We start from the raw sequence: 22,867 nt of genomic DNA, 5'->3' as shown, positions 1-22,867 counted from the left end.
TTATTTGTTTTTTTGATTTTAGCGGCTGTTGAGTCAATTCTTTTGCTATGACCAAATATTTATATTGCACAGCAATGAAAAAACCGTGGCTAGTAATTTTGCACCACGGTTAAAAATTTCTTAAATTTTGCTATTTATCGTTGCTCAATCACGGCCATTGAGGGCAATCAGTAACCGCAAGATAAAGACAAACAGGTTGATGTAAGTTAGGTACATCGACAAAGCAGCAGGCAAGTATTGGTCGTTGCGGTAAGTACGGGGCAGGATGTAAAAATCTACAACAGACACGCCCACAAACAAAAATACGCCTAAACCAGAAATGCCGATTTCTAGCCAAGTTGGGGTATAAACACCAAACAAAGCAAAGAGAAATTGCACTGCACAAACCACAATCAAGGCAATAACACCGAGACTGATGGTTTTTGTCAAAGCCATTCCGTCTTGTTCAGACAAATTTGAACCAATTTGACGGGCAACAATAAAAGTAACACCGCAGCCGAGGGCGGCTAAACCGATGCCTTGAATGCCGACACCTTGGGTTCTTAAGGCGACAAATACTAAACCACTGAGAGTATAACCAGACAAGAGGCTATAGGTTGCCAATAAAGGCAAAGCAATAGCTTTTTTGCCTTTTTCCGCCACATTTTGGGCAACAAAGAAGAGAATTAACTCGAGAATTACCGCACCAATAAAGGTGGGGAAAAATATTTCCGGGTTATTACGGATAACGCCTAAACCGCCATAAGTCCCTAATGCAGTCAGGACAAGGCCACCACCAACGTAAGGTAGGGCATTGGCAATGACATTAGGGCCGATGAGGGCTTGGCTTCTAGCGTCTCGGATAGCTTCACGAAAGTTACTTGTATTGCTCATACTTGAGTTTTTCGCGCAAAAAAGTGCTGTGTATTCCTATTTTTACCAAGATTTGCATTGACCAGCTAGGGTATTTTGTAGGAAAACTCGGCGTTATTCATTAATAGACATATTTTGTCTCATACATTTACAACTATGCTTCCTAGGATTCATAGGTCAAGCACTCAAATTCAACAACACGAAAAATCATTTTGAGAATCACATCTTTATCAGAGCTTGTTCCAAAAACTTATCTATAGGTGGGGTTTAGAGATTTTATTAGCTTTGCTCGTCAACTCTTTGTTAGATAAATCTTATTGATTAATATCGTTTTTTTTATATAAAAAATCAACTAAACCAATTTTTTTAATGTCCATTTTTTCTGGATTCTCAGCTTAAAGGCAAGTCCTCTTGGGGCGGCTATGAATTAAAAAAATAATTAGATTTGGTTGCCAAAAATTAAATATTAATTTAACAACCAAGTTTTTATGCAAAACAAAAATTAACTGCAACAACTAAAAAAAGAAAATCATGCGTAAAAACACTGAATGCAAGAGATAGAGGCAAATTAAGTTCAGTGGAACGACGATGGTTTAATCAGCGTGGTCTAAGGAAAATAATTACAGCTTTGAAGAACATATACGCAACTCCATTTTTTAGGAAAAGGAGTTTATACAAAGGAATTGATATGGCAGCACTCGAGTCTTCTATGCGAATTGATGGGATAGAGTTATTACACTTATACCACCAAAATCCCTCGATTAAACTTCGTAATCAACTTGTACAGTTACATACTGGCTTAGTGCGAAAGATGGCTCATAAGTTTAGCCATCAATGTAATGAACCTTATGAAGATTTAGAACAAATCGGTTATTTTGGTTTAATTAGGGCAATTGAGCGTTTTGACCCTAGTCAAGGCTATGCTTTTAGTTCCTTTGCTGTACCGTATATTCGTGGTGAAATGCTACATTTCTTGCGCGATCGCAGTACACTATTAAAAATTCCTCGTCGTTGGCAAGAACTTTACAATGAAGGACAAAAAGTTCGCAAAGAATTGGCTTTATCTTTAGGTCGTCCTCCCAAAGATGCGGAAATTGCTAAGATACTGAAAGTCTCTCTGCAAGAATGGCAAGAAACTAAGTTAGCAGCCCAAAACCGGATGCCTTTAAGTTTAGATGCTACAGCAGTTCACTATGTGGATTGTCAAATTACTTTAGGTGAAGCACTACCTTGTCCTCGTTCTGTGGTGATGCAGCAACAAGAAGAAGAACGCCAACAACTGCAAGGGGCAATTAATATGCTAGAAGAAAAGCCCCGGATGGCAGTAGAAATGGTTTTCTTAAAAGAACTTTCACGCAAGGATGCAGCGAAAAACATTGGTACTAGTCCAATGACTGTGACACGCTATCTGCAAAAAGGTATTAATGATTTGATTAATTATTTGCAACCACAAGCAGTCGCATCTGGCTCTTGATTTTCATTAGAGCAAAGTCGTTAAGAGCTTTGGATAATTAATATTGCTCTAAAATATCTAAATCTAGCTAGCTATAATACAAAATTTTGAAGAGGAAAGATTTATGCCTCAAATTTCCTCTAATTAAGACCAAGCTTTGAATTGATTGATTTTAAAGATTATTTATCAGTAATTATCTGCTTGGTATTTCAGGGTGCGATCGCCAAAAAATTTTACCATCTCATCAATTAAATCTAGATTAAGAAGATTTAACTCCCATAAACGTGCTAATGCTGAATCTAGGGTAGTAAAACTCAACATTTACGCTACGCTTTGTTGGGTTGAGCAACCCTAAGTTTCGGTTTCTCTGAAGAAGTACACCGAACTTATATTAGAGATTTAAGCCTGCACGTTGAAATATGGTGTTAGGAGTAATTTCTAACTCTGGCAATAAATCATCACCAATTACTTGATGATGGCGATAGGTCATTGGTAAGGAAGCTGGGACAAATACAGTGATAGTTCTGGCTTTTGTATCGACTACCCAAACACGCAAAACACCTGCGTTGAGATAATCTGTGGCTTTTTCAGCCATGTCTCCAAAAGTTTGTCCAGGTGAGATAATTTCAATCACTAATTCAGGTGCAAGCGGACAAGCTTCATCTTGCAACCAATCTGCCGCAAGGCGGTTATAAGAAATATATGTCAAATCAGGTATAGGTATCCAATCTTGCTGATTTCGGTTTAATTTTATTGCCCACTCAACTACTACTCGCCCTTTTTTTTCTGCCCATAAAGACAATATTATAAATAAAGCACCAGTAGTCGCACCATGAAAAAATTTTGGTGACATTTCATCGTCTTTATATTTAGGAACAGCTTCACCGTTAACAAATTCGTATTTGATATCACCTTCAGGAAGTGCGAGAAATTCTTCCATTGTTAAACGTTGATTAGAAGACTGAACCATAGATTTAAACAGTGCTGAGTTAAATGGCTGCGGTGTATACACAAATCTGGGTTGAGTGCATCTATCCCGCCTCGGAATTAATTCCGAGTCTTACAGCACAAGTCCTCTGAAGAGGACTCAACTAGAAATTTATTCCAGTCCACGCTTTGTGGACTTTGGCTATGAGCCTGGAACTTTAGTTCAAGGCGGGATAGGTTTTCATACTACAAATTTTTGACTTGTATGTACACGGCAGGTTAGATGGGGAGTTATCAATTACCAATGACCATTGATCATTGATTAACTACCGTGATTTTAGATCAGCGATCGCACCTCTGGTCATAGCGGCAATGGCTTTATCTGTGGCTTTCGGTAAATGATAATACTTACCTCCGGCTGTTTGGGCTAGTTCTTTGGCAAAGCCGGTGGAAACAAATTTACTTTCGGTATCAATTACCAATAGTTGCATTCCCAAAGCCCGAAATCTGCCAGCAATTTCTAATAACTCGCCTTTGATATCCGGTTTTTCTCCTGGTTCCTGGGGTTCGCCCAAAGAACGCCCTAACGGAATATTACCCCGGCCATCAGTGATGGCTACTACTACAACTTGCCCAATATCGCCACTCATTTGGGCGTTTAAACCAACACGTACAGCTTGGGTTAAACCATGCGCCAAGGGTGAACCGCCACCACAAGGTAATCTTTCTAAACGGTTTTTTGCTAAAGCGATAGAACGTGTTGGGGGTAATAAAACTTCCGCTTGTTCTCCTCGGAAGGGAATCAAGGCTACTTGGTCACGGTTTTGATAAGCCTCAGTTAACAGTTGCATAACTGCACCTTTAGCTGACTGCATCCGGTTCAAAGCCATCGAGCCAGAAGCATCTACCACAAATACTACCAATGCGCCGGCTTTACGAACCAAGCGTTTTGAGCGAATATCACCTTGCTCAACAATTACCTTTCTGTTTGGTTGTCTTTCACGCCGCGCTTTTTGATAAGGTGCAGCAGCTCTGAGGGTTGCATCTACAGCAATGCGCCGAACTTTACCCTTGGGTAACATCGGCTTGACGTAACGTCCCCGGTCTTCGGAGAAAATTAAGCTGCGACTCCCAGATTTACCTTGACGTTGCGCCATTTGGGCAAAATACAGCACGCTTTCATCCAAAATTACACCTTCTGGGTCGAAGATAAATTCTTCGGGGATGCTTGGTGGTTCTTGGTTTTCTGGTTCTTCGGGTTGGTCTTCTTCTTTGTCTTCCTCTTCCTCTTGTTGGTCTTGTTCTGACTCGTCTTGGTTTTGTGGTGGTGGTGGGGGAGGAGGTGGCGGTGGTTGGTCGGGTGGTGGTGTTTGGACTACAGTTGCCCGTGGTACAATCACTAATTCGACAGCGCGACGTAAATCATCGGCGTTAACGGTGGTGCGTCCTTCTAAGGCGGCGGCAGCTTTGGCGACGCGCACAGCAAATAACTCGGCGCGGTGTCCTTGGACACCACCGCGAATGGCTTCATTAACTAAGTAAGCGATTTGGTCGTGGGTGATAGTGACTTCTTTTAACCATTCCCGCGCCAGAATAATTTGGGTTTTTAGTCCGTCGATGTCTTCGTTGTACTGCTGGAGAAATTCTTGGGGAGATTGGGAAAAAGAGATCGCTTGTTCTACTGCTTGGACTCTTTGATCTAAACCGAGTACACCATCAGCCGAGAGGGCGATCGCAATTCTATCAAGTAAATGTTCTCGCAGTGCGCCTTCTTCGGGGTTGTAAGTAGCAATAAATAATGCTCTGCAAGGATGTTGAAAACTTATCCCTTCCCGCTCGATTTGGTTGCGACCTTCGGATAATACTGTTAAAAGTTGATTGGAAATCTGGTCATCTAATAAATTGATTTCATCTACGTACAGTACACCCCGGTTAGCAGTGGCGAGTAACCCAGGCTGAAAAACTGTATCTCCCTGCTTCACCGACTGTTCCACATCCACAGAACCTACAAGTCTGTCTTCTGTGACACCGAGGGGAATTTGCACAAACGGCGCAGGAATGATTTGTGTAGGGACATCCTGAATATCTTTCTCGGCGTATTCGGCTAACAGTAAATCGTCCCATTCTTCGGGGCGAGTAGGTTCGCAGTTGCTAATCGAATCAGGAACAACTTCAATTGGCGGGAGTAGGGCGTGAATAGCACGCGCCATTACAGATTTTGCCGTACCGCGACGACCTGCGATCGCCACTCCTCCCAAACCCGGATCGACTGCTGCTAACAGCAAGGCTAATTTTATCGCTTCTTGACCGACTACGGCGGTCAAGGGAAAAGAGGCGATCGTTGGAGTGATTGTAGGCGCAGGCATTGTTTCCAAAATAGCTAGTCTTGGTTTTTAGCATATCAAGAATTCCGGCTCATTTAGAATTAAGTTAGATTTTATTCCACCAATTTTATTTATTTCTTATGGCTTACAGTGATTTTAAACTGATTGAAATTATTGATAATTTTTGTTTAAATCTTGACGAGCATTCTGGATTATTTGCCGATGTACCAGAACAATAATGTAGTGATTTATTATCTACTATACTGCAAGAAAATGTAGATTTAGCTGTAGCCATAAGCTCAAAAAAAGCCCGGAGCGAAATGATAATTAGTCCGATTTTGTTAGAAATTAGACGCAAATTTAATTATGAAATTAGTTGATTTTCTGGTGTTGAATTTAATGTAGATGTTCAACGCGGGCTAAATGGCTTTTGTGATTTTATTTTGAGTTTGTCTAGTGAGCAATTACTTGTACGTAGCCCAGTAATTGTTTTAGTAGAAAGTAAAAATGAAAATTTGCGGTCTGGTTTGGCACAATGTATTGCGGAAATGGTAGCTACCCAAGCCTTTAATGAGAAAGCTGGAAACCCCATTAAGACAATTTATGGTGCTATGACAATCGGTACTATCTGGCAATTTTTGAAGCTTGAAGAAAATATTGTTAGCATTGATTTAACTGAGTATTATATCAAGGATATTAAGAAAATATTAGGTATTTTGTATAGTGCGATCGTTCAAAACAAATCATAGGTAATCTTTCTAAAAATATTTTAAAATAATGGTTATCGTATTTTGATCTAAAATTTATGACTATTGCTCAAGCTAAACGCTTTACCCTAGATGAATATCACAAACTTACAGAATTAGACTTTTTTCATGAAGATGATCATATTGAATTAATCAAAGGGGAAATTATTCAAATGGTAGCAAAGGGTACTGCTCATGCCACTTGTCTACGCCACTTACTACGAGAATTACCCAAATTAGTAGGAGACAAAGCTACTCTACAATGTCAAGCTCCAATTTCTATCCCACCTAATAGTGAACCCGAACCAGACTTTACTATTTTGCATAACCAAGATGATAATTATCTATCGGCTCATCCTAGCCCTGCTGATGTTTTGTTAGTAATGGAAGTTGCCGACTCTTCATTAAGTTATGACCAAGATATAAAAATTCCTCTTTACGCTCAAGCTGGAATTTCCAATTATTGGATATTTAATTTATTCGATAATTATTTAGAATGTTATAGCGAACCTTATCAAGATAATCACGGTAAATATGGTTATTTAAATAAGCGAATTGTTTTACCTAATCAAGTTATATCTTTGCCTTGTTTCTCAGATTTATCTATCGATTTAAATAAAGTATTTCCGCTAAAGTCAAATTCTTAAGCGATATTGCTCTCCTGTTCAGGTTTGTGATTTTTTACAAAAAACTATCTTGACATCCAGTATTGATTGTGCGAATCTATACTTATAGACAGCAAAATAAATGCACTCTAAAGCTTTGATTTTTGAGTTTGTCTCAGGTGAGAACAACTCCTTAATACTTGCCAAGCTTTGAGTTATCCCTTTCCCTGAGTATTCAAAGAGAATACTTAGGCGGATATTCAGGAAGGGGGATATTTCAAGGCTTGAAGTGTAAGTAAAAAGTGAGTTGTATCTCTGAGACTAAAGCAAAAGTCAAAAGTAGATTCCTTAGTATGAGAATTGATATTCATTATCAATCTTTTTCATATTTAAGGTTTTACTACTGATTTATGTGTGATTTTTAGATGCTGCCTAGTATATTACCAATACTGGAGAAACTAAAATGGTTGCTAATTCAGCATCTAAAACACAAAGTAAACATAACAAAACTTCTGTTGCCGTTCTTTGTGATATTCAAAATGTGCAAAGAATTAAGAATACCGCTACTCTTTTGCTAGAGTTTGCACAATTACAAGGAAGAGTAGATTACAAAAAACTCTACTATAATTCACATTATCCTAATCAAGTTTCCATCAAAAACATACTAAATAAACTTCATTTTGAAAGTGTTGACGTTCCAGATTCTTCTGAAAACAGTGCAGATAATCGTTTAATAGCTGACTGTGTAAAGCTTTTTGCTCCTCAACATTTACCTATCCCCAAAATAATTATTCTTGTATCAGGAGATAGAGATTATGCTGGCTTAATTGCGATTCTCCAAGCTATAGATAAAAAGGTGATAGTTTTTGCTCAAAAAGGTAGTGCTAGTAATAAACTAATGCAACTTGTTGGCAACAATAATTTCTACTTGGTGGATGAACTACCAGAGTTAATGAAAAACACAAGTCAATTTTAGGCTACTGCTACTTATTAGCAGAATAAACATTATCTATTATTCCCAACTGGACAAGTAAGAAAAATGCACAAACTTCTAACATTTCGGAATGAAAAACTTTTACGTCGAGCGCTGACTCACCGTTCTTATGTTCATGAAAACCCAGGTGAAGGAGAACATAATGAACGCTTGGAATTTCTCGGTGACGCTATTCTCAACTTTTTAAGTGGTGAGTATCTTTATCGCCACCACCCAGAAAAGGGTGAAGATGAATTAACACGCCGACGTTCTGCTTTAGTAGATGAAAAGCAATTAGCCAAATTTGCTGAAGAAGTTGGTATAGATTTTAGAATGAGGTTAGGAAGAGGAGCGATTTTAGATGGTGGTTTTCAAAATCCTAATTTGCTGAGTAGCACTTTTGAAGCAGTGATTGGTGCTTATTATTTAGATCATAATGGTGATATTGAAGCAGTGCGAGCAATTGTTGAACCCTTATTTAATTCCGTACCTGAACAAATTGTTGTAGTTCGCTCGAATGTAGATTCAAAAAACCGTTTTCAGGAATGGGTACAACGCAATATAACAATAAACCCGCCTGAATATATCACAAAACAGGTGGGTGGTTTGTCTCACGCACCAATATTCACCGCAAAAGTATTTGTTGATGGTAAAGAGTACGGTGAAGGAAAAGGACGCAATAAAAAAGATGCGGAAAAAGCTGCTGCTGAAAATGCACTAGCTAAGTTGAAACAAGAAGGTTGGTTGTAGGTGGTGATAGGTTTAAAGTTCAATGGCTAATTTAGGCAAAAAAGCTGAATTAAATATTGACTTGTAAGGGAAAAATTACAGTAAAGGTTGAACCCACTCCTAATTGAGATTCTAACTTGATTTCACCTTGAAGTAATTTAACTGAGCGAGCAACGATCGCCAGCCCTAATCCTGTACTATCAGGTAGGTAAGTGCGATCGCTTTTATTTATCCGATAATAAGGCTCAAATACCCGCGTTTGGTTTTCTGGCGCAATGCCAATTCCTGTATCAGCAATTGTAAATGACCAATTATTGTTGTCTAAAATTTGACATACGATTGAGACACTACCTGATTCTGTATAGCGAATGGCATTACTAACAAGATTGGTGATTACTTGTTGTAATTGAAACTCATCTGTGAATATTTCTGCCGGACAGCGATCGCAGTCTACAATAATTTGTAAATCTTTTTCTTCTGCTAACGGTTCCAACATTTCACACACATTAATTACCAATTCTTGGATATTGGTAGGTATGATTTGCAGTTTTACTTTACCTGCATCATATCTTGATAGTTCTAATACATCATTAATTAAACGCAGCAAGTGTCTGCCATTGCGTAATACTCGCTCGATATGTTCTAAGTTCGTATAAGAATCTTTAATATCAGAGTTACGTTTTTGTTGTCGTAAAAATAAATCAGAATAGCCAATAATTGATGTTAGAGGATGTTTTAGTTCGTGGGCTAATTGCGAAAATGTATCTTGATTAGCATTAATTAAACGGGTTAATTCTTCGTTATGTAGAGTTAATGATAAATGTAGATGCTTTAATTCTCGCAAACGCTCTTCAACATAACTCTTAAAACAGCGTGCGATCGCTTCATCTATTACAGCATCAATTAAACGCATATAACGCACAATTTCTGCTGGCGTTCCCTGCAATAAATCTGACTCTAAAGTATCAAATATTACTATTCTTAATAGACGATATTCTCTGGCAATTTCTGTTGGGTCAAAACCTTGTTCAGCCCGCAGTAACCCATGTTGCCAACTGGCTGTCAGTATAGACTTGATATCACTTTTTTGAGATGGCGCAAGCACACTAATCATGGCTTGAAACACATCAGGAATGTGATTTCTAATCGCTGTATAAGACAAGTCATCAGCACTTTCAATCTGCCTATCTTGCTTAACTGCTGTCACCCATTTCTCAATGATACTGTTAGTATTTTCAGCCAGTATGAGACTAAAATCCATTACGTTAAATTTTGCAAAGATTTAGTGAAGAAATTTTATCTAGAACTAGTTTATCGAGAATGGTGATTTTTTTGTGCCGAATTAACCGAATCATTCAACTATAACAAGAAGGAAATCACTTACTCATAACGATAGATTTTAACTCTTGAGATTGCATTTTTTGGCTTTTTGTTGAGTAATACTAACGAGGCAATAGTAGATATTCGTTACACATCGTTGCCAAATCATATGATAAATAAATCCAGCTATAGCAATCAATAGAATCTATCCTACGAAGTTGTTTTTACTGGACAGCAATGTTATATTTCGCTATATTGTTGTCAATTCGAGTAAGTCAGCCTAATTCAGCGTGTCAAAGTACGTAACGCTGAAACGGAGGAACCAGATTTTGGGGCGTATCTGACAAAGAGGCTGAAGCATAAAAGTTGAAAAACTGATTTCATACTTCATACTTCATACTTAATTTAGAGGGGCATCTCTCAGCCCTAGCCCGTCAGCTAACTTCGTAGGCATTGAGAGGAGACTGAAGAGATAGCATTTTTATAATGTGTTGATCTCATCAGTGTCCAAGGCTGGTACTGCTCAGATTTTTGTACCCGTACTGAAACCTGCTGAGGTTAAAGATGATATTGCAATTAAATTTAGCAGCGATCGCGGCGATCGCCGGTAAAGCCGTATGGCAGAAAAGCAAGCCCATTATTACTAAAGATGTCGTCTTTTTACCTATATTGGGTTTTTTAGGCATTATTTTGCTGTGGTGGGTGGTTGCTTTAGTCAACCATGAATTAATGCCCACACCACCAGAGGCGTTAATTGCCAATTTAGACTACATTTTAAATCCCTTTTATCAACGGGGGCCGGGTAACTTGGGCATTGGTTGGTTGTTACTAGCCAGTCTGCGCCGCGTATTGATTGGTTTTTCGTTAGGTGCAGTCGTCGCCATTCCTTTGGGATTTCTCATTGGGATGTCCAGGCCCGCAATGTTAGCCCTCAACCCCATTATTCAGATATTTAAACCAGTATCGCCCTTGGCTTGGTTGCCCATTGCTTTAGCTATCTTTAACTTGGCAGATCCCTCAGCAATCTTTGTAATTTTCATCACCTCCTTATGGCCGACCATTATTAACACAGCCCTAGGAGTTGCCAGCGTTCCCAAAGATTATATAGATGTGGCACAGGTTTTAGAAATGCCACGCTGGCGCAGAATTACTAAAATTATTTGGCCTGCCAGTTTACCTTATATCTTCACAGGCTTGCGAATTAGCTTAGGCATTGCGTGGTTAGTTATTGTCGCCGTCGAAATGTTGACAGGCGGTATTGGTATTGGCTTCTTTGTTTGGGATGAATGGAGTCGGTTGAATCTCAGTTCTGTTTTTCTGGCTGTATTTGTCATTGGTTTAACCGGACTAATTCTCGATTTCGCCGTTGGTAAACTCCAAGAATTTGTGACTCATCGCCCAACAACCGCGAAATAACAGAATTTAGCAGCCTTTAATATCGAACCGCCAAGTCGCCAAGAACGCCGAGAAATCGTAGAGTCTCTTTGCGCCTTTGCGTCTGTGCGCGAACATAATCAAAGAACTACAACAATGACTGACAATAACTGGACTAGAAGAGACTTTCTCTTAGGACTGGGAACCACAACAGCCGGAATAGCCTTATCTTCCTGTGGAATTTCGGGAGATAGGTCAGCAAAAGGATTAACAGAAGAAGCCTTAGCCGTCAAACCTGTAGTCAGACCTCAAGATTTAGAAAAACCGGATATTACCGTTGGTTACGTTCCTGTTAATGATTGTGCGCCATTTGCGATCGCTTGGAAAAAAGGTTTCTTTCGCAAGTATGGTTTAAACGTCAAACTCAACCGCGAAGCGAGTTGGGCAACTTCCCGCGATGGTTTAATTTTTGGTCGTTTAGATGCTTCCCCTGTTGTATCGGGGGCTGTCACCAATGCCAGAATTGGGGCAGAAGGGGCGCGTCACGCACCTTTATGTGCAGCCATGACCATTCATCGCCACGGTAATGCCATGACGATGAACAAGGCTATGTGGGATTTTGGCTTACGTCCGTGGTACGAGTATCAACAACAATATGGCGAAGGGGCATTAGAAGCCTTTGGTAAAGATTTCCGCGCCTACTTTGACAAGCAGCCTCCAGAAAATCGAGTTTGGGCAGTAGTTCTGAGTTCCGCGATTTACGAATACTTCGTGCGTTATATATCTGCGGCGGCTGGTGTTGACCCTCTCAAAGAATTTCGCGTCATCATCGTCCCACCTCCCCAAATGGTGACAAACGTGCGAATTGGGGCAATGCAAGCTTATATGGTAGCCGAACCGTGGAACACCAGAGCCATTACAGGTAACGAAGGTGTTGGTTTTACCTTCGCCCAAGGTAAGGAAGTCTGGTTAGGACACCCCGATAGATTATTAGGCGTGATGGAATCCTTCATCAATCAATATCCCAAAACCTATCGTTCTCTGGTAAAGGCGATGATTGAAGCTTGCCAATATTGCAGCAAACCCGAAAATCGCCAAGAAGTCGCCGAACTACTGACTGACCGTTCTTTTACAGGTGCGAGACCGAAAAATAAGAATGCCCCAATTACTAAATTTACAGCCCCAGGCATTTTGGGAAGTTATAACTATGGTGGGTTTGATGGCAAAGACCGCACCATCAAAGCGGCTGATACTACCATCTTTTACGACATTCCCGACAACTTGCCCAAACAGCCAAATGAACACTCAACATTTATGTGGCGTTCGAGAAGTATTTGGTTGATGACCCAAGCTGCCAGGTGGGGACAAATTCATGAATTTCCCAAAAACGCTGAGAAATTAGCTGAAAAAGGTTGGAGAACAGATTTATATCGAGAAATAGCCGCAGAAATGGGTATTGAATGCCCTAAAGATGATTACAAAGTTGAAGCAGCAGAAGTATTTATTGACAAAAAACCCTTCGACCCTAGTGACCCGGTAGGCTATCTCAATAGTTTTGCAATTCGGGCTAAATCTCCGGTGCGTTTTTTTATGTCTTAGGTATTAATTCTCAACATTGACTAACAAATAGTTCCAATTTTAGCGGAGCCTGTGATGATGAAATATACACCCACTTCAATCGATACTGAACAGCAAGTTATGTCTCGTAATAACTTCTTAGAAATTGAAAATTTAGTCAAGTCATATCCGACACCCGATAAAGGTAATTTTGTGGTTTTGGATAGTGTCAATCTCAGCATTGGTGAAGATGAATTTATTTCGGTAATTGGTCATTCTGGTTGTGGTAAATCAACTTTGTTAAAAATTGTTGCCGGGTTAGAAACAGCAACTTCTGGTTCAGTGCGACTAGATGGCAAAGAAATCCGCAAGCCAGGCGCAGAAAGGATGATGGTCTTTCAAAACTACTCCTTATTGCCTTGGTTAACTGTTAGAGAAAACATTCGTTTAGCCGTAGATGAAGTGTTAAAAAATGCAACTCGCGCTGAAAAAATTAGCATTGTTAACGAACACTTGGCAATGGTAAACTTAACCCCGGCAGCAGATAAGTATCCTGATGAAATCTCTGGAGGTATGAAACAACGGGTAGGTATTGCCAGGGCTTTAGCAATTCGTCCGAAAATGTTGCTGATGGATGAACCTTTTGGGGCGTTAGACGCATTAACTAGAGGAAAATTACAACGGCAAGTATTAGATATTTGGGAAAATAATCGCCAAGCCGTGATGATGATTACTCACGATGTTGATGAGGCTATTTATATGAGCGATCGCATCGTCTTAATGACTAATGGCCCAGCCGCTAATATTGGGGAAATTTTAGAAGTACCTTTCGATCATCCACGCGATCGCGCTGCTATGCGTAATTCTCAAGAATATTTTGAATTGCGTAATTATGCCTTGAATTTTCTTGATAGATACTTCACCCAAAATGAATAAATTAGTTTATTATTTCTTTTAGCGGGTCGCCTAATTCAAATCCATCAAAAATCATGATTTGAAACGGAGGAACCATATACATGGGGCTAATCTTCAAGAAAGACACCTTCCAGTCTTAGCCCGTCAGCTAACTCCGTCGGCAATGGAGGGAACTCCCAAAAATTTGGCTGTCATAACAGTTATTATTGGGGTTTCTTGAAATCAAGGATAAAAATGAATCCAGAAGGATCAAGTCTCAAGGATGAAATTACTACGGAAAATTTCATACTTTACACTTCATACTTCATACTTCATTCACCCTGCTTCTCATTTTTAATTCATTCCCTGTAGGAGAAGTCAAACTGTGAACATTAAGCCAATGTTAGTGCGCCTGCAAAGCGCCATAGGTAGATATGATTTAGTGGAGCAAATGGTATTAATACCAGAACCACAAATACATTCTTTTAAAAATTATCCAACCGCACAAGCCATCAACTTAATTGTTGCTTACAATGCATCACCTAATAGTCATACAGCCCTAGATATTGCTTTTTGTATTGCTCATCAAACACGTTTAGCAACCAACAAACAAGTTACCGTTCAAGCAGTTTACGTAGTCGAAAATCATCAAGATGACCGCTATCTTGATAAAGTCAAATGGACAAATTATTTAACACCTTGTGAATGTGGAGTTAGTGATATCTACCAATCAACCACATCTGTATTAACTTCCCCAAAATTGCCTGGAATCGCGCAAAATTTCCAAACACAAACTATAACGCATCTAGAACAAGCAGATAAAATTCTTTGGCAAGCCAGAAGTTTAGCAGAAGAATGGCAAGGGTCTTTTAAATCGCATTTGCGGTTTGGTGATGTGGCAGAAGAACTGACAAAAGTCGTGAAATCAGAGGCGGCTGATGTTTTATTTCTCGGATGCAAATCTATTAATCATGAAATTATTCAGTCACTAGGTTTTAACTTCCCTTGTGCTATTTTAGGTATACCTAATGGCATCGATGAATAACTACTGTATTTAATGGCAGTAATTCTTGATCTAAATAATATTAATGAAAAGTCACCTGTACTGAGGTGGCTTTTTTTAGTAATATGCAACTAATCATCAACTAAGAGGAATAAAGTGGCAACTTGGCAAGCTCTGTTGAGTATTATGACATTTTTGGGTGTAATTATCTTAATTATGACCGAATGGGTGCATCTGACCATTGCTGCTTTATTGGGAGCATTGCTATTAGTTTTTGCCAACGTTATGACATTAAAAGAAGCCGTGGGTTATATCGGTAATAGTCATGGCACATTAGGTTTATTTTTTGGTGTAATGGTGCTGGTTAGAGCATTTGAACCCACGAAAATATTTGATTATTTAGCCACTCAAATTGTCATTTTAGCTAAAGGTGATGGCAAACGTTTGTTATTAAGTATTGTCGGGATTGTTACGCCGATTTGTGCAGTCTTACCTAATGCCACAACTGTAATGTTATTAGCGCCATTGATTCCGCCAATGGCAAAAGAAATAGGCATAAATTTTGTACCATTGTTGATATTAATGGTATTTATTGCCAATAGCGCAGGTTTATTAACTTTAGTTGGTGATCCGGCAACTTTTATTGTCGGAGATGCAATTAATATTAGTTTTATCGATTATCTCTGGCATTTAAGTTTGGGTGGAGTAATTGCGATTGTTACAGTCACAGCCACCCTACCATTTTTATTTCGCACAATTTGGCAGACTAAAATTGATAATTTGGAAGAATTACCACATACCCAAATTAATCATCCACGAGTATTAACTGTAGGGGCGGTGATTATAGCCTTTGTTTTAATATTTTTTGTCATTGGCGAATCTTTACCAGTGCCGATTTCACCTGCTGCTGTTGCTTTATTAGGTGCTGCTTTGGCTTTATTACTATCACATCACAGCCGCATTGATACTGTTAACAATATTTTACGTGATGTAGATTGGAGTACATTAATATTTTTTATGAGTATTTTTGTATTAATTGGCGGATTAGAAAAAACTGGAGTAATTAATGGTTTATCTGGATTTTTAGCAACTATTCTCGGCAAAAATATTGTTCTCGGTTCTTTATTTTTATTGTTGTTTGTAGGGATTTTATCTAGTGTTGTACCGAATATTCCTTTAGTAGTAGCAATGGTTCCTTTACTCAAACAATATCTTGTGAGTGTAGGTCTCGCACCCACAGAAGTTTTAGCACAAGACTTTCAAGGGCAATTTCCGGTGGAAGTTTTACCTTTGTTTTACGCTATGATGTTTGGCGCAACTTTAGGCGGTAACGGCACACTTGTAGGTGCATCTTCTAATATAGTTGCCGCCGGAATTTCCGAACAACACGGTCGTCGCATTTCATTTCCAACTTTTTTGCGCTACGGTATTCCTGTGATGTTTTTGCAACTGGCAACTTCGTCTTTATATGTGTGGGTACGGTTTCTGCTGTAGGATGAGTAAAGTTAATATAATTTCCTCCCTGGGAAGGAAGATTTTCATGAAGTGTATTTAAAGATACTTAAGTGTATGGTTTTGCCTCGCCGCCAAATGTAGCATCATAAGTAACAGAACAAAACTAAATTCAGCTTCACTAAGGATCAAAATATATGAACCCGCCTGAAGAATATATCAATCAAAATACGGTAGAACCAGGGCAAGGGGTCTCAAATCAAGTTAATAACAAGCTGCAATTTAATGCTAACGGCATTGGCGAAACTAATAGCTTAGATAAAGTCAGAGATATTCTTTTTGGTACTCAGGTACGCGAGTTTGATAAAAGATTTGCACGTTTAGAAGAACGTTTAATTGCGGAATTGGTAAATGTACGTGATGAAACTCGCAAACGTTTAGATGCTTTAGAAAGCTACGTTAAACAGGAGGTAGATTCGTTAACAGCAAGACTCAAGAAAGAACAAACAGAACGTGATGCAGTGGTGCGATCGCTTGGCGAAGAGCAAAGTAATATCAATATATCATTAGAAAATAAAATTGCTCAACTTGACGAACAAACTACTAACCGTCAACGGGAATTGCGCGAGCAGATTCTCAACCAATCAAAGAATTTACAAGATGATATTCAGCACAAATATGAAGAGATTTTAGCTGTAATCAACCGCGAAACTCAAGAATTACAAAAAGATAAAACAGACCGAACTAAACTGGCAACTTTGTTTACCGAATTAGCAATTCGGCTGAATGCTGATCATCAATCTTGAATTTTAGTACAGAGAAGACTAATTAAATTTATATAATATAGGATTGATTTTTGATTTAAAAAAACAAAACACCTCTAGTGTCTTGTTTTCTGTTACCTACATAAAGTATGTTCAGTAATCAAATCGGATGCCTATATGATTATGTTCCCTAAAAAACTCATAATTTTAGGATGAAAACAAAGCTAGAGACATTTTAAATTAACGCTGTTCTTGTTTTCATCAGGATGCGATCGTCTTTAAATTGTAAATTAGGGGATTTGAGCCATGAATAATGATCCCCACAATCTATTTTCTGCAAAATCGCCAGGTAACAATGGCGAATTATCTAACTTAGATACTCTCCCAGAAGATGAATTAAATTTACTGCGTAGTCTGTTGCTTGGTGTCGAACCAACGCAACTTGATAAACTCTACGCCAGATTAAATAATCTGCAAATTGAAGCAGAAGATATTAGTCGCTTGCTTCCTGAAGCTGTGGTTTTGCGTTCTCAGCAAGATAAACAACTGGTAGAAGCGATGGTTTCGACTATAGAAGAAGCTATTCAAACCTCAGTTACTCAAGACGAAAATGTGCTTTCCGAAGCATTTTTTCCCATTATCGGGCCAGCCACCCGCAAAGCGATCGCTACGGCTTTAGATGAGATGATGCAATCGCTAAATCAAACCTTAGAACATAGCTTATCGCCAGAAAGTTTTAAATGGAGAATTGAAGCGCGACGCACAGGTAAATCCTTTGCAGAAATTGTGATGTTGCGGACTTTAATTTACCGAGTCGAACAAATATTTTTGATTCACCGAGAAACAGGGCTATTGCTGCATCACGTCATGTTAAAGCAAATAGCAGCACAAGAGCCTGATTTAGTAGCAGCAATGTTAACAGCCATTCAAGATTTTATCAAAGATTCTTTTCAGGTTCAGCAAGCAGAGACATTGCAAAGTTTACGCTTTGGTGAATTAACAATTTGGGTAGAAGCAGGGCCTCAAGCGATTATAGCTGGCATAATTCGCGGCAAACCACCACAAGAATTACGTGAGGTTTTTCAAGCAGCTATCGAAAAAATTCATCTTAAATTAAGCATCGAACTACATCAATTTGTCGGCGAAACAGAACCATTTCAATCTAGTGAACCGTATTTAGCAAACTGTTTGGCAATGCAGTATAAAACTGCTGAAAAGCAAAATTATACTTATGCTTGGACTTTGTTTGGTTTAATTGCGATCGCAGTTGGAACATGGAGCTTTTTTAATATTAGAGAATCCCTGCGTTTGCAAGCTTATCTTCATCAACTGAAATCTCAGCCGGGAATTGTCGTCATCAATACTCAAAACCGCAATGGGAAACATTTTATTTCCGGAATGCGTGATCCTTTAGCTGTAGATCCTAATGTGTTAATAAGGCAAACAAATCTGAATCCGCAAAAAGTAATTCAGCAGTGGCAACCTTATTTATCTTTGGAATCAAAAATATTAACTCAAAGAACTGCTAAATTGTTACAACCACCAAGCACTGTGACATTGCAAGTTGACAATCAAGGTATTCTTTTCGCCACAGGTTATGCACCCCAAAAATGGATTCTCCAATCTCACCAATTGTGGCGATTTGTGCCAGGGTTAACACAATTTCAAGCTAAAAACTTGTTGCCTAGTGAAATTAAAGAATTGGAATTAGCTAAACAGCAAATCGAAACAGCTACGCTGTTATTTGTCGAAGGGCAAGATAGTTTTGTCGCCGGAGAAAATGACAAGCTACATAAATTAAGCAAAAGTATCCAAAAAATTTTAAATATTGCCAAATCACTCGATAAAAATGTTCAGATCCAAGTTCAAGGACACACAGATACTACTGGTACAGAAAAACAAAATTTATTTTTGAGCCAAGCCCGTGCGGCTAAAATCGTATCTTATTTAAAGGAACAAGGAATTAATACCAATCAACTTAAAATGATGGCGTTAGGCTCTAGAATCCCTTACCAGTCAGAATTAAATTTAGATGCCAAACGATTAAATCGCCGCGTCTCTTTTCAAGTATTCATAACAGATAAAAATCAATAAACATGCTGCAAAAAAAAATATGTATGGTGGGTGCTTTTGCCACGGGTAAAACTAGTTTAGTCTCTCGATATATATATAGTATTTTTTCTGATCGATACTATACTACTGTCGGCGTGAAAATTGATAAAAAAACTCTAGATATTCAAGGACAAAATGTTAATTTAATCCTGTGGGATCTTTACGGTGAAGACGAGTTTCAAAAAGTCAGAATGTCGTACCTCAGAGGTTCATCTGGTTATATCTTAGTTGTAGATGGCACTCGGCACAATACACTTGATAAAGCTTTTGAACTACAAAACAAAGTCGAAGAAAGTATTGGGAAAGTACCTTTTATTGTCGTGTTGAATAAGTGGGATATGACAGATGAATGGGAAATTGAAACTCATGAATTAGATGCTATTTCTCAAAAAGGTTGGACTGCTATTAAAACCAGTGCTAAAACTGGACAGGGAGTAGAAGAAGTTTTTCAAACTCTGACTAATCAAATATTAAATAGATAAATGGCAGATATCCCTGATGCTGTAATTTTATATATCCTCAACTTTATCATCGAAGAGCGATCGCTTGCTTATTTCTTAGTCAAAAAGGATGGTTCTTTATTAGATTGGGGAGGGAAAATCGCTGCATATGGCATAACAAATCTCCACCAAGGAATGCAGGTATGCGAACAGTTTTTTTTCCTAGAAGGCTTACTTCCTTTAGATGATGAGCCTTTATTTCTTCCCTTAATTAAAATTGAAGTGGGCATCTGTGCAGATATTCATATTTTTCCCTCTCCAGAAGGTGATTGGGTATTGTTATTAGATAGTATTTTAGATGAAAAACATCTCTCTCCTATGCAGCAAGAAGCCAATAATTGCACATTGCTCGAAGATAAATCAACTAGCATATCACAGCAGCAGACTCAAACATAAACAGCTAAATTATGCAAATTATCATCTATGAATCGATATCTATTAGAAGATTTAATTGAATCCTTAAATATTTTAGTCCTAGAACGTATTGATATTGGCTTATTTCAAATTACTGGCAAAGTACCTGATTGGCTGCGGCGATTTTGTAGCCAGAAATGTATGTCGGGAATGAATATGTTAATTCCCCAAGAAGAATTTGCTTTTTTAGAAAACTTTTTGTTTGATGCAGAAGAATTTTGGCAAAGTAAAAGTAAAAGCAAACTAGAGTCTGGCTTATGGATTGAAAAAGATTTAACTGGGCAAGAACAACAGTTACAAGCTTATGCTTTATGTATCAATGATAGCAAAATTTTGTTAATTGAATTAGCAAAAGATAAATTTAAAGACAAGCATTCTCTGATTCAAACAGGCAGAGAACAACAATTAAATTATCAGCAATTATTAAAACTTAATCAACGCAAAGAAGTATTAGTTAATTGTATTATTCATGATATAGCTGGACAATTGAGCGCGATTAATTGTTGTTTAGCTCTACTAGAATTTGAAAATTTAACAGATAAAGGTAGAGAAAACTTAGAACTAGCGAGAAAACAATCTATTAAACAAGAAATGTTAATTAGAAATGTTTTAGATTCATTTTCTTTAGAAGTGCGATCGCTAGAAACTTTTACAGTTAATATAGACACGGCTCCAGATATTTTAGTAGCTGTCCAAGAAACCATTGAGCTTTTTCAATCGACTTTTGTATTGAGCAATCAACAATTAGAGCTAGCTACAGACATCGATATGACAGCAAATTGGAAAGTTGTTGGCGAACAATCCCGTTTAGATAGAGTCATCACTAATTTGGTAGAAAACGCTTATCGTCACAGTCCAGAAGATTCTCGTGTCACGATTAATTTGCAGCCAGAAACAGAGTCTATTCTCTTGACTATTGATGACGAAGGGGAAGGTGTACCACCAACGATGGTAGAAAATTTATTTCAAAAGTTTTCCCAAGCTCAAAATCACTCAGGTAGAGCCGGAATCGGTCTTTACTTTTGCCGTATAACTATCGAACGGTGGGGAGGAACTATTGGTTATTTAGCACGCCCAGAAGGCGGTTCCAGATTTTGGTTCCGCCTTCCTAGACCAAGGGAATAGGTATAAATCCTGCTTTCTCTTCCCTATTCCTTAAATTTAATAACCAATCAAGTGCAAGACATCACGCAACACGCTATAACCTGCTAAATCCCATAATAAATAAGCCAAAAATCCAATCGCTGCGAGGCGACCATTCCACAATTCTGCTTGGGGATTCCAACCAAAAATAAACGCATTTCGGTCTATGCCGTTATAAGCTGGAGCAACAGCTGGTAAATCCGTAGAATTGCGGGTTTCTGTAGTGCGAGATTCCATCTTTCTTTCTCTCCAAAATTAAATTTGCTAAGGCTAAATCAGAATTAGTAACCAATTAGATGTAAGACATCACGCAACACGCTATAACCTGCTAAATCCCAGAGTAAATAGGCGAGAAATCCAATTGCAGCTAAACGACCATTCCACAGTTCAGCTTGTGGAGTCCAACCATAGATAAACGCATTGCGGTCAATACCGTTATATTCTGTAGCAACTGTTGGTAAATCAGTGGAGGAGCGAGTTTCCATTGTTTGATTCCAAATTCATTTGTTACTTAACTTAAAGTTAGCTATTTATTCCTAGGTTGCTTTCCACCTGAAGGTACAAACTCGCGCCACTTCTTGTGGACGATAAAGAAAGCTAGAAACTATTAACATCTCCATCTAGAGATGGTGACAAAAATCATATTTGTAAATAAATGTAAATCACTATTAGTTAAAGCCTAGGTCATTGAGGATAAAATCAAACTCTTTTTGTGATATTTATAGATAGAAATAAAATAGCAAAATATTGGCAAACACAAGACTTTTGGCGGATTGATTTAAGCAATCTCCTCAAAATTAAATCTTCCGGTTCACCAAACTTCTATCCGACGCTAGATATATTGTTCAAACTTGAGATGGATGCTGAAATCGCCTAAATTGCCCGATTCTGAGATTTACAAGAGTTAGGTATGGCGATTGTTAACACATATTAATTGCATAGTTGCTGCTCAAATGTTGCTGATATCTCTCCAAAGTTAAACATTAAAAAATAAGGAAATACAATGATTCAAAGTACAGGCATTATGTTGGGACTCTACAAACCATTGTTATGGGTAGCACAAACTTCTGTAGATCCCTCCAACGTCACGCCAGCGCAAGCATCGGTGCTGACATCCGGGCCGCGCTTTTTTGTCGCCTTAATTTCCGGGGTGATTTTAGCTTTTGCTTTTCAATTAGTGCTAACCAATCTCTCCGTTGCTGCTGGTATTTCCTACTTAGGACATTCCTCAGATTCCGATTCTAGTAATGGGGAAACAGGCAGTTTTGGTGGCACAATTCGCAAAATTGGTACGGCGGTAGGGATTTGGACATTAGTTACTGTTACCATCGCCTTATTAATAGCCAGTTTCCTAGCCGTAAAATTAAGCTTAGTGATTTTTGATCCCAGATTAGGGGCAATTCTCGGGTTAGTGATTTGGGGTGCATACTTCTTATTACTAGTGTGGGTTAGTTCCACTACTGTGGGTTCCTTAATTGGTTCAGTGGTGAATACTGCTACCTCTGGTTTTCAGGCGATTATGGGTACTGCTACCGCCGCTTTGGGTGCGAAAGCCGTGAATCAGCAAGTGGTAGCCACCGCCGAAGCCGCCGCAGCTGCTGTACGTCGAGAATTAGGTAGTGCCATTGACCCGATTAGTATTCGAGAAAATGTTGAAGATTACCTAGAAAAACTGCGTCCACCAGAGTTGGATCTCTCGCAAATCCGGGGCGAATTTGAAAAATT

The 22,867-nt window shown here is 38.6% G+C and carries 23 protein-coding genes and 2 riboswitches; of the genes, 16 read left to right on the top strand and 7 right to left on the bottom strand.

Annotated features, from left to right (window positions below; genetic code table 11):
* Positions 1 to 144: 144 nt before the first annotated feature.
* Complete coding sequence (locus H6G69_RS24760) at positions 145 to 873, bottom strand: Bax inhibitor-1 family protein (protein ID WP_190691777.1); 729 nt, start codon at positions 871 to 873, stop codon at positions 145 to 147.
* Between the two features lie 667 nt (positions 874 to 1,540).
* Here H6G69_RS24760 and H6G69_RS24755 point away from each other — a divergent pair.
* Entirely contained in the window at positions 1,541 to 2,326 is a 786-nt protein-coding gene (locus H6G69_RS24755) for an RNA polymerase sigma factor SigF (RefSeq protein ID WP_190691776.1), read from the top strand.
* A gap of 165 nt (positions 2,327 to 2,491) precedes the next feature.
* Here the strand turns inward: H6G69_RS24755 and H6G69_RS34495 are convergent, their stop codons facing one another.
* From H6G69_RS34495 to bchD, 3 genes are all read right to left on the bottom strand, one after another.
* Positions 2,492 to 2,626: a hypothetical protein gene (locus H6G69_RS34495; protein ID WP_277883455.1), complete on the bottom strand. Its 135-nt coding sequence runs from the start codon at positions 2,624 to 2,626 to the stop codon at positions 2,492 to 2,494.
* A 70-nt stretch (positions 2,627 to 2,696) separates the two neighbouring features.
* Positions 2,697 to 3,275, bottom strand: a complete 579-nt coding sequence (locus H6G69_RS24750; protein WP_190691775.1) for a Uma2 family endonuclease — start codon at positions 3,273 to 3,275, stop codon at positions 2,697 to 2,699.
* Positions 3,276 to 3,558: 283 nt separating this feature from the next.
* Positions 3,559 to 5,598 (bottom strand): magnesium chelatase ATPase subunit D, encoded by a 2,040-nt coding sequence (gene bchD / locus H6G69_RS24745; RefSeq protein WP_190691774.1) that lies wholly within the window; start codon positions 5,596 to 5,598, stop codon positions 3,559 to 3,561.
* 401 nt (positions 5,599 to 5,999) lie between these two features.
* Here bchD and H6G69_RS34700 point away from each other — a divergent pair, with 401 nt between their 5' ends.
* The 4 genes from H6G69_RS34700 to rnc all read left to right on the top strand — a co-directional run bounded on the left by H6G69_RS34700 (position 6,000) and on the right by rnc (position 8,630).
* A complete protein-coding gene (locus tag H6G69_RS34700; RefSeq protein ID WP_313951955.1) occupies positions 6,000 to 6,305 on the top strand; it encodes a hypothetical protein in 306 nt (101 codons plus the stop codon).
* A 56-nt stretch (positions 6,306 to 6,361) separates the two neighbouring features.
* Positions 6,362 to 6,949, top strand: coding sequence for a Uma2 family endonuclease (locus H6G69_RS24735; protein WP_190691773.1), 588 nt, complete (start codon positions 6,362 to 6,364; stop codon positions 6,947 to 6,949).
* A 421-nt stretch (positions 6,950 to 7,370) separates the two neighbouring features.
* Positions 7,371 to 7,883, top strand: a complete 513-nt coding sequence (locus tag H6G69_RS24730) for an NYN domain-containing protein (RefSeq protein WP_190691772.1) — start codon at positions 7,371 to 7,373, stop codon at positions 7,881 to 7,883.
* Positions 7,884 to 7,946: 63 nt separating this feature from the next.
* Complete coding sequence (gene rnc, locus H6G69_RS24725; RefSeq protein ID WP_190691771.1) at positions 7,947 to 8,630, top strand: ribonuclease III; 684 nt, start codon at positions 7,947 to 7,949, stop codon at positions 8,628 to 8,630.
* 49 nt (positions 8,631 to 8,679) lie between these two features.
* Here rnc and H6G69_RS24720 read toward each other — a convergent pair whose 3' ends face one another.
* The gene (locus H6G69_RS24720) at positions 8,680 to 9,870 is read right to left on the bottom strand and encodes a sensor histidine kinase (protein WP_190691770.1); all 1,191 of its coding nucleotides are present in this window, start codon (positions 9,868 to 9,870) and stop codon (positions 8,680 to 8,682) included.
* Between the two features lie 326 nt (positions 9,871 to 10,196).
* A riboswitch (cyclic di-AMP (ydaO/yuaA leader) is annotated at positions 10,197 to 10,397 on the top strand.
* A gap of 20 nt (positions 10,398 to 10,417) precedes the next feature.
* Between H6G69_RS24720 and H6G69_RS34490 the strand changes: the two genes are divergently transcribed.
* The 11 genes from H6G69_RS34490 (at position 10,418) to H6G69_RS24670 (ending at position 21,124) form a co-directional block, all read left to right on the top strand.
* A complete protein-coding gene (locus H6G69_RS34490) occupies positions 10,418 to 10,540 on the top strand; it encodes a hypothetical protein (protein ID WP_277883453.1) in 123 nt (40 codons plus the stop codon).
* Positions 10,494 to 11,345: a nitrate ABC transporter permease gene (ntrB, locus tag H6G69_RS24715; protein ID WP_190691769.1), complete on the top strand. Its 852-nt coding sequence runs from the start codon at positions 10,494 to 10,496 to the stop codon at positions 11,343 to 11,345. Before H6G69_RS34490 ends, ntrB begins: the two co-directional genes overlap by 47 nt.
* Before the next feature lie 114 nt (positions 11,346 to 11,459).
* The gene (locus tag H6G69_RS24710; protein ID WP_190691768.1) at positions 11,460 to 12,902 is read left to right on the top strand and encodes an ABC transporter substrate-binding protein; all 1,443 of its coding nucleotides are present in this window, start codon (positions 11,460 to 11,462) and stop codon (positions 12,900 to 12,902) included.
* Positions 12,903 to 12,959: 57 nt separating this feature from the next.
* Positions 12,960 to 13,796 (top strand): ABC transporter ATP-binding protein, encoded by an 837-nt coding sequence (locus H6G69_RS24705; protein WP_190589509.1) that lies wholly within the window; start codon positions 12,960 to 12,962, stop codon positions 13,794 to 13,796.
* 17 nt (positions 13,797 to 13,813) lie between these two features.
* Positions 13,814 to 13,951: riboswitch (cyclic di-AMP (ydaO/yuaA leader) on the top strand.
* Positions 13,952 to 14,154: 203 nt separating this feature from the next.
* Positions 14,155 to 14,799, top strand: a complete 645-nt coding sequence (locus H6G69_RS24700; RefSeq protein ID WP_190691795.1) for a universal stress protein — start codon at positions 14,155 to 14,157, stop codon at positions 14,797 to 14,799.
* Between the two features lie 114 nt (positions 14,800 to 14,913).
* Entirely contained in the window at positions 14,914 to 16,251 is a 1,338-nt protein-coding gene (locus H6G69_RS24695; protein WP_190691767.1) for an ArsB/NhaD family transporter, read from the top strand.
* A 155-nt stretch (positions 16,252 to 16,406) separates the two neighbouring features.
* Complete coding sequence (locus tag H6G69_RS24690) at positions 16,407 to 17,015, top strand: hypothetical protein (protein ID WP_190691766.1); 609 nt, start codon at positions 16,407 to 16,409, stop codon at positions 17,013 to 17,015.
* 264 nt (positions 17,016 to 17,279) lie between these two features.
* On the top strand, positions 17,280 to 19,067 hold the full coding sequence (locus H6G69_RS24685) for an OmpA family protein (protein WP_190691765.1): 1,788 nt from the start codon (positions 17,280 to 17,282) through the stop codon (positions 19,065 to 19,067).
* Between the two features lie 2 nt (positions 19,068 to 19,069).
* Positions 19,070 to 19,567 (top strand): Rab family GTPase, encoded by a 498-nt coding sequence (locus H6G69_RS24680; RefSeq protein WP_190691764.1) that lies wholly within the window; start codon positions 19,070 to 19,072, stop codon positions 19,565 to 19,567.
* Entirely contained in the window at positions 19,568 to 19,981 is a 414-nt protein-coding gene (locus H6G69_RS24675; protein WP_190691763.1) for a hypothetical protein, read from the top strand.
* Between the two features lie 27 nt (positions 19,982 to 20,008).
* Positions 20,009 to 21,124, top strand: coding sequence for a sensor histidine kinase KdpD (locus H6G69_RS24670; RefSeq protein WP_190691762.1), 1,116 nt, complete (start codon positions 20,009 to 20,011; stop codon positions 21,122 to 21,124).
* Between the two features lie 36 nt (positions 21,125 to 21,160).
* On the opposite strand, the gene H6G69_RS24665 is transcribed toward H6G69_RS24670, so the two are convergent.
* Entirely contained in the window at positions 21,161 to 21,379 is a 219-nt protein-coding gene (locus tag H6G69_RS24665; protein WP_190691761.1) for a high light inducible protein, read from the bottom strand.
* A gap of 44 nt (positions 21,380 to 21,423) precedes the next feature.
* Positions 21,424 to 21,627: a high light inducible protein gene (locus tag H6G69_RS24660; protein WP_190691760.1), complete on the bottom strand. Its 204-nt coding sequence runs from the start codon at positions 21,625 to 21,627 to the stop codon at positions 21,424 to 21,426.
* Positions 21,628 to 22,867: the final 1,240 nt, after the last annotated feature.

The organism is Nostoc sp. FACHB-110, assembly GCF_014697425.1.
GTDB lineage: Bacteria > Cyanobacteriota > Cyanobacteriia > Cyanobacteriales > Nostocaceae > Nostoc_B.
The sequence above is the reverse complement of the archived record's forward strand: the minus strand, read 5'-3'. Positions and strand labels throughout refer to the sequence as shown.

Bases quoted from the DNA above. Each gene is read 5' to 3' on its own strand.
- H6G69_RS24760 (WP_190691777.1), bottom strand. From the start codon at position 873: ATGAGCAATACAAGTAACTTTCGTGAAGCTATCCGAGACGCTAGAAGC.
- H6G69_RS24755 (WP_190691776.1), top strand. From the start codon at position 1,541: ATGGCAGCACTCGAGTCTTCTATGCGAATTGATGGGATAGAGTTATTA.
- H6G69_RS34495 (WP_277883455.1), bottom strand. From the start codon at position 2,626: ATGTTGAGTTTTACTACCCTAGATTCAGCATTAGCACGTTTATGGGAG.
- H6G69_RS24750 (WP_190691775.1), bottom strand. From the start codon at position 3,275: ATGGTTCAGTCTTCTAATCAACGTTTAACAATGGAAGAATTTCTCGCA.
- bchD (WP_190691774.1), bottom strand. From the start codon at position 5,598: ATGCCTGCGCCTACAATCACTCCAACGATCGCCTCTTTTCCCTTGACC.
- H6G69_RS24735 (WP_190691773.1), top strand. From the start codon at position 6,362: ATGACTATTGCTCAAGCTAAACGCTTTACCCTAGATGAATATCACAAA.
- H6G69_RS24730 (WP_190691772.1), top strand. From the start codon at position 7,371: ATGGTTGCTAATTCAGCATCTAAAACACAAAGTAAACATAACAAAACT.
- rnc (WP_190691771.1), top strand. From the start codon at position 7,947: ATGCACAAACTTCTAACATTTCGGAATGAAAAACTTTTACGTCGAGCG.
- H6G69_RS24720 (WP_190691770.1), bottom strand. From the start codon at position 9,870: ATGGATTTTAGTCTCATACTGGCTGAAAATACTAACAGTATCATTGAG.
- ntrB (WP_190691769.1), top strand. From the start codon at position 10,494: ATGATATTGCAATTAAATTTAGCAGCGATCGCGGCGATCGCCGGTAAA.
- H6G69_RS24710 (WP_190691768.1), top strand. From the start codon at position 11,460: ATGACTGACAATAACTGGACTAGAAGAGACTTTCTCTTAGGACTGGGA.
- H6G69_RS24705 (WP_190589509.1), top strand. From the start codon at position 12,960: ATGAAATATACACCCACTTCAATCGATACTGAACAGCAAGTTATGTCT.
- H6G69_RS24700 (WP_190691795.1), top strand. From the start codon at position 14,155: ATGTTAGTGCGCCTGCAAAGCGCCATAGGTAGATATGATTTAGTGGAG.
- H6G69_RS24690 (WP_190691766.1), top strand. From the start codon at position 16,407: ATGAACCCGCCTGAAGAATATATCAATCAAAATACGGTAGAACCAGGG.
- H6G69_RS24685 (WP_190691765.1), top strand. From the start codon at position 17,280: ATGAATAATGATCCCCACAATCTATTTTCTGCAAAATCGCCAGGTAAC.
- H6G69_RS24680 (WP_190691764.1), top strand. From the start codon at position 19,070: ATGCTGCAAAAAAAAATATGTATGGTGGGTGCTTTTGCCACGGGTAAA.
- H6G69_RS24675 (WP_190691763.1), top strand. From the start codon at position 19,568: ATGGCAGATATCCCTGATGCTGTAATTTTATATATCCTCAACTTTATC.
- H6G69_RS24670 (WP_190691762.1), top strand. From the start codon at position 20,009: ATGAATCGATATCTATTAGAAGATTTAATTGAATCCTTAAATATTTTA.
- H6G69_RS24665 (WP_190691761.1), bottom strand. From the start codon at position 21,379: ATGGAATCTCGCACTACAGAAACCCGCAATTCTACGGATTTACCAGCT.
- H6G69_RS24660 (WP_190691760.1), bottom strand. From the start codon at position 21,627: ATGGAAACTCGCTCCTCCACTGATTTACCAACAGTTGCTACAGAATAT.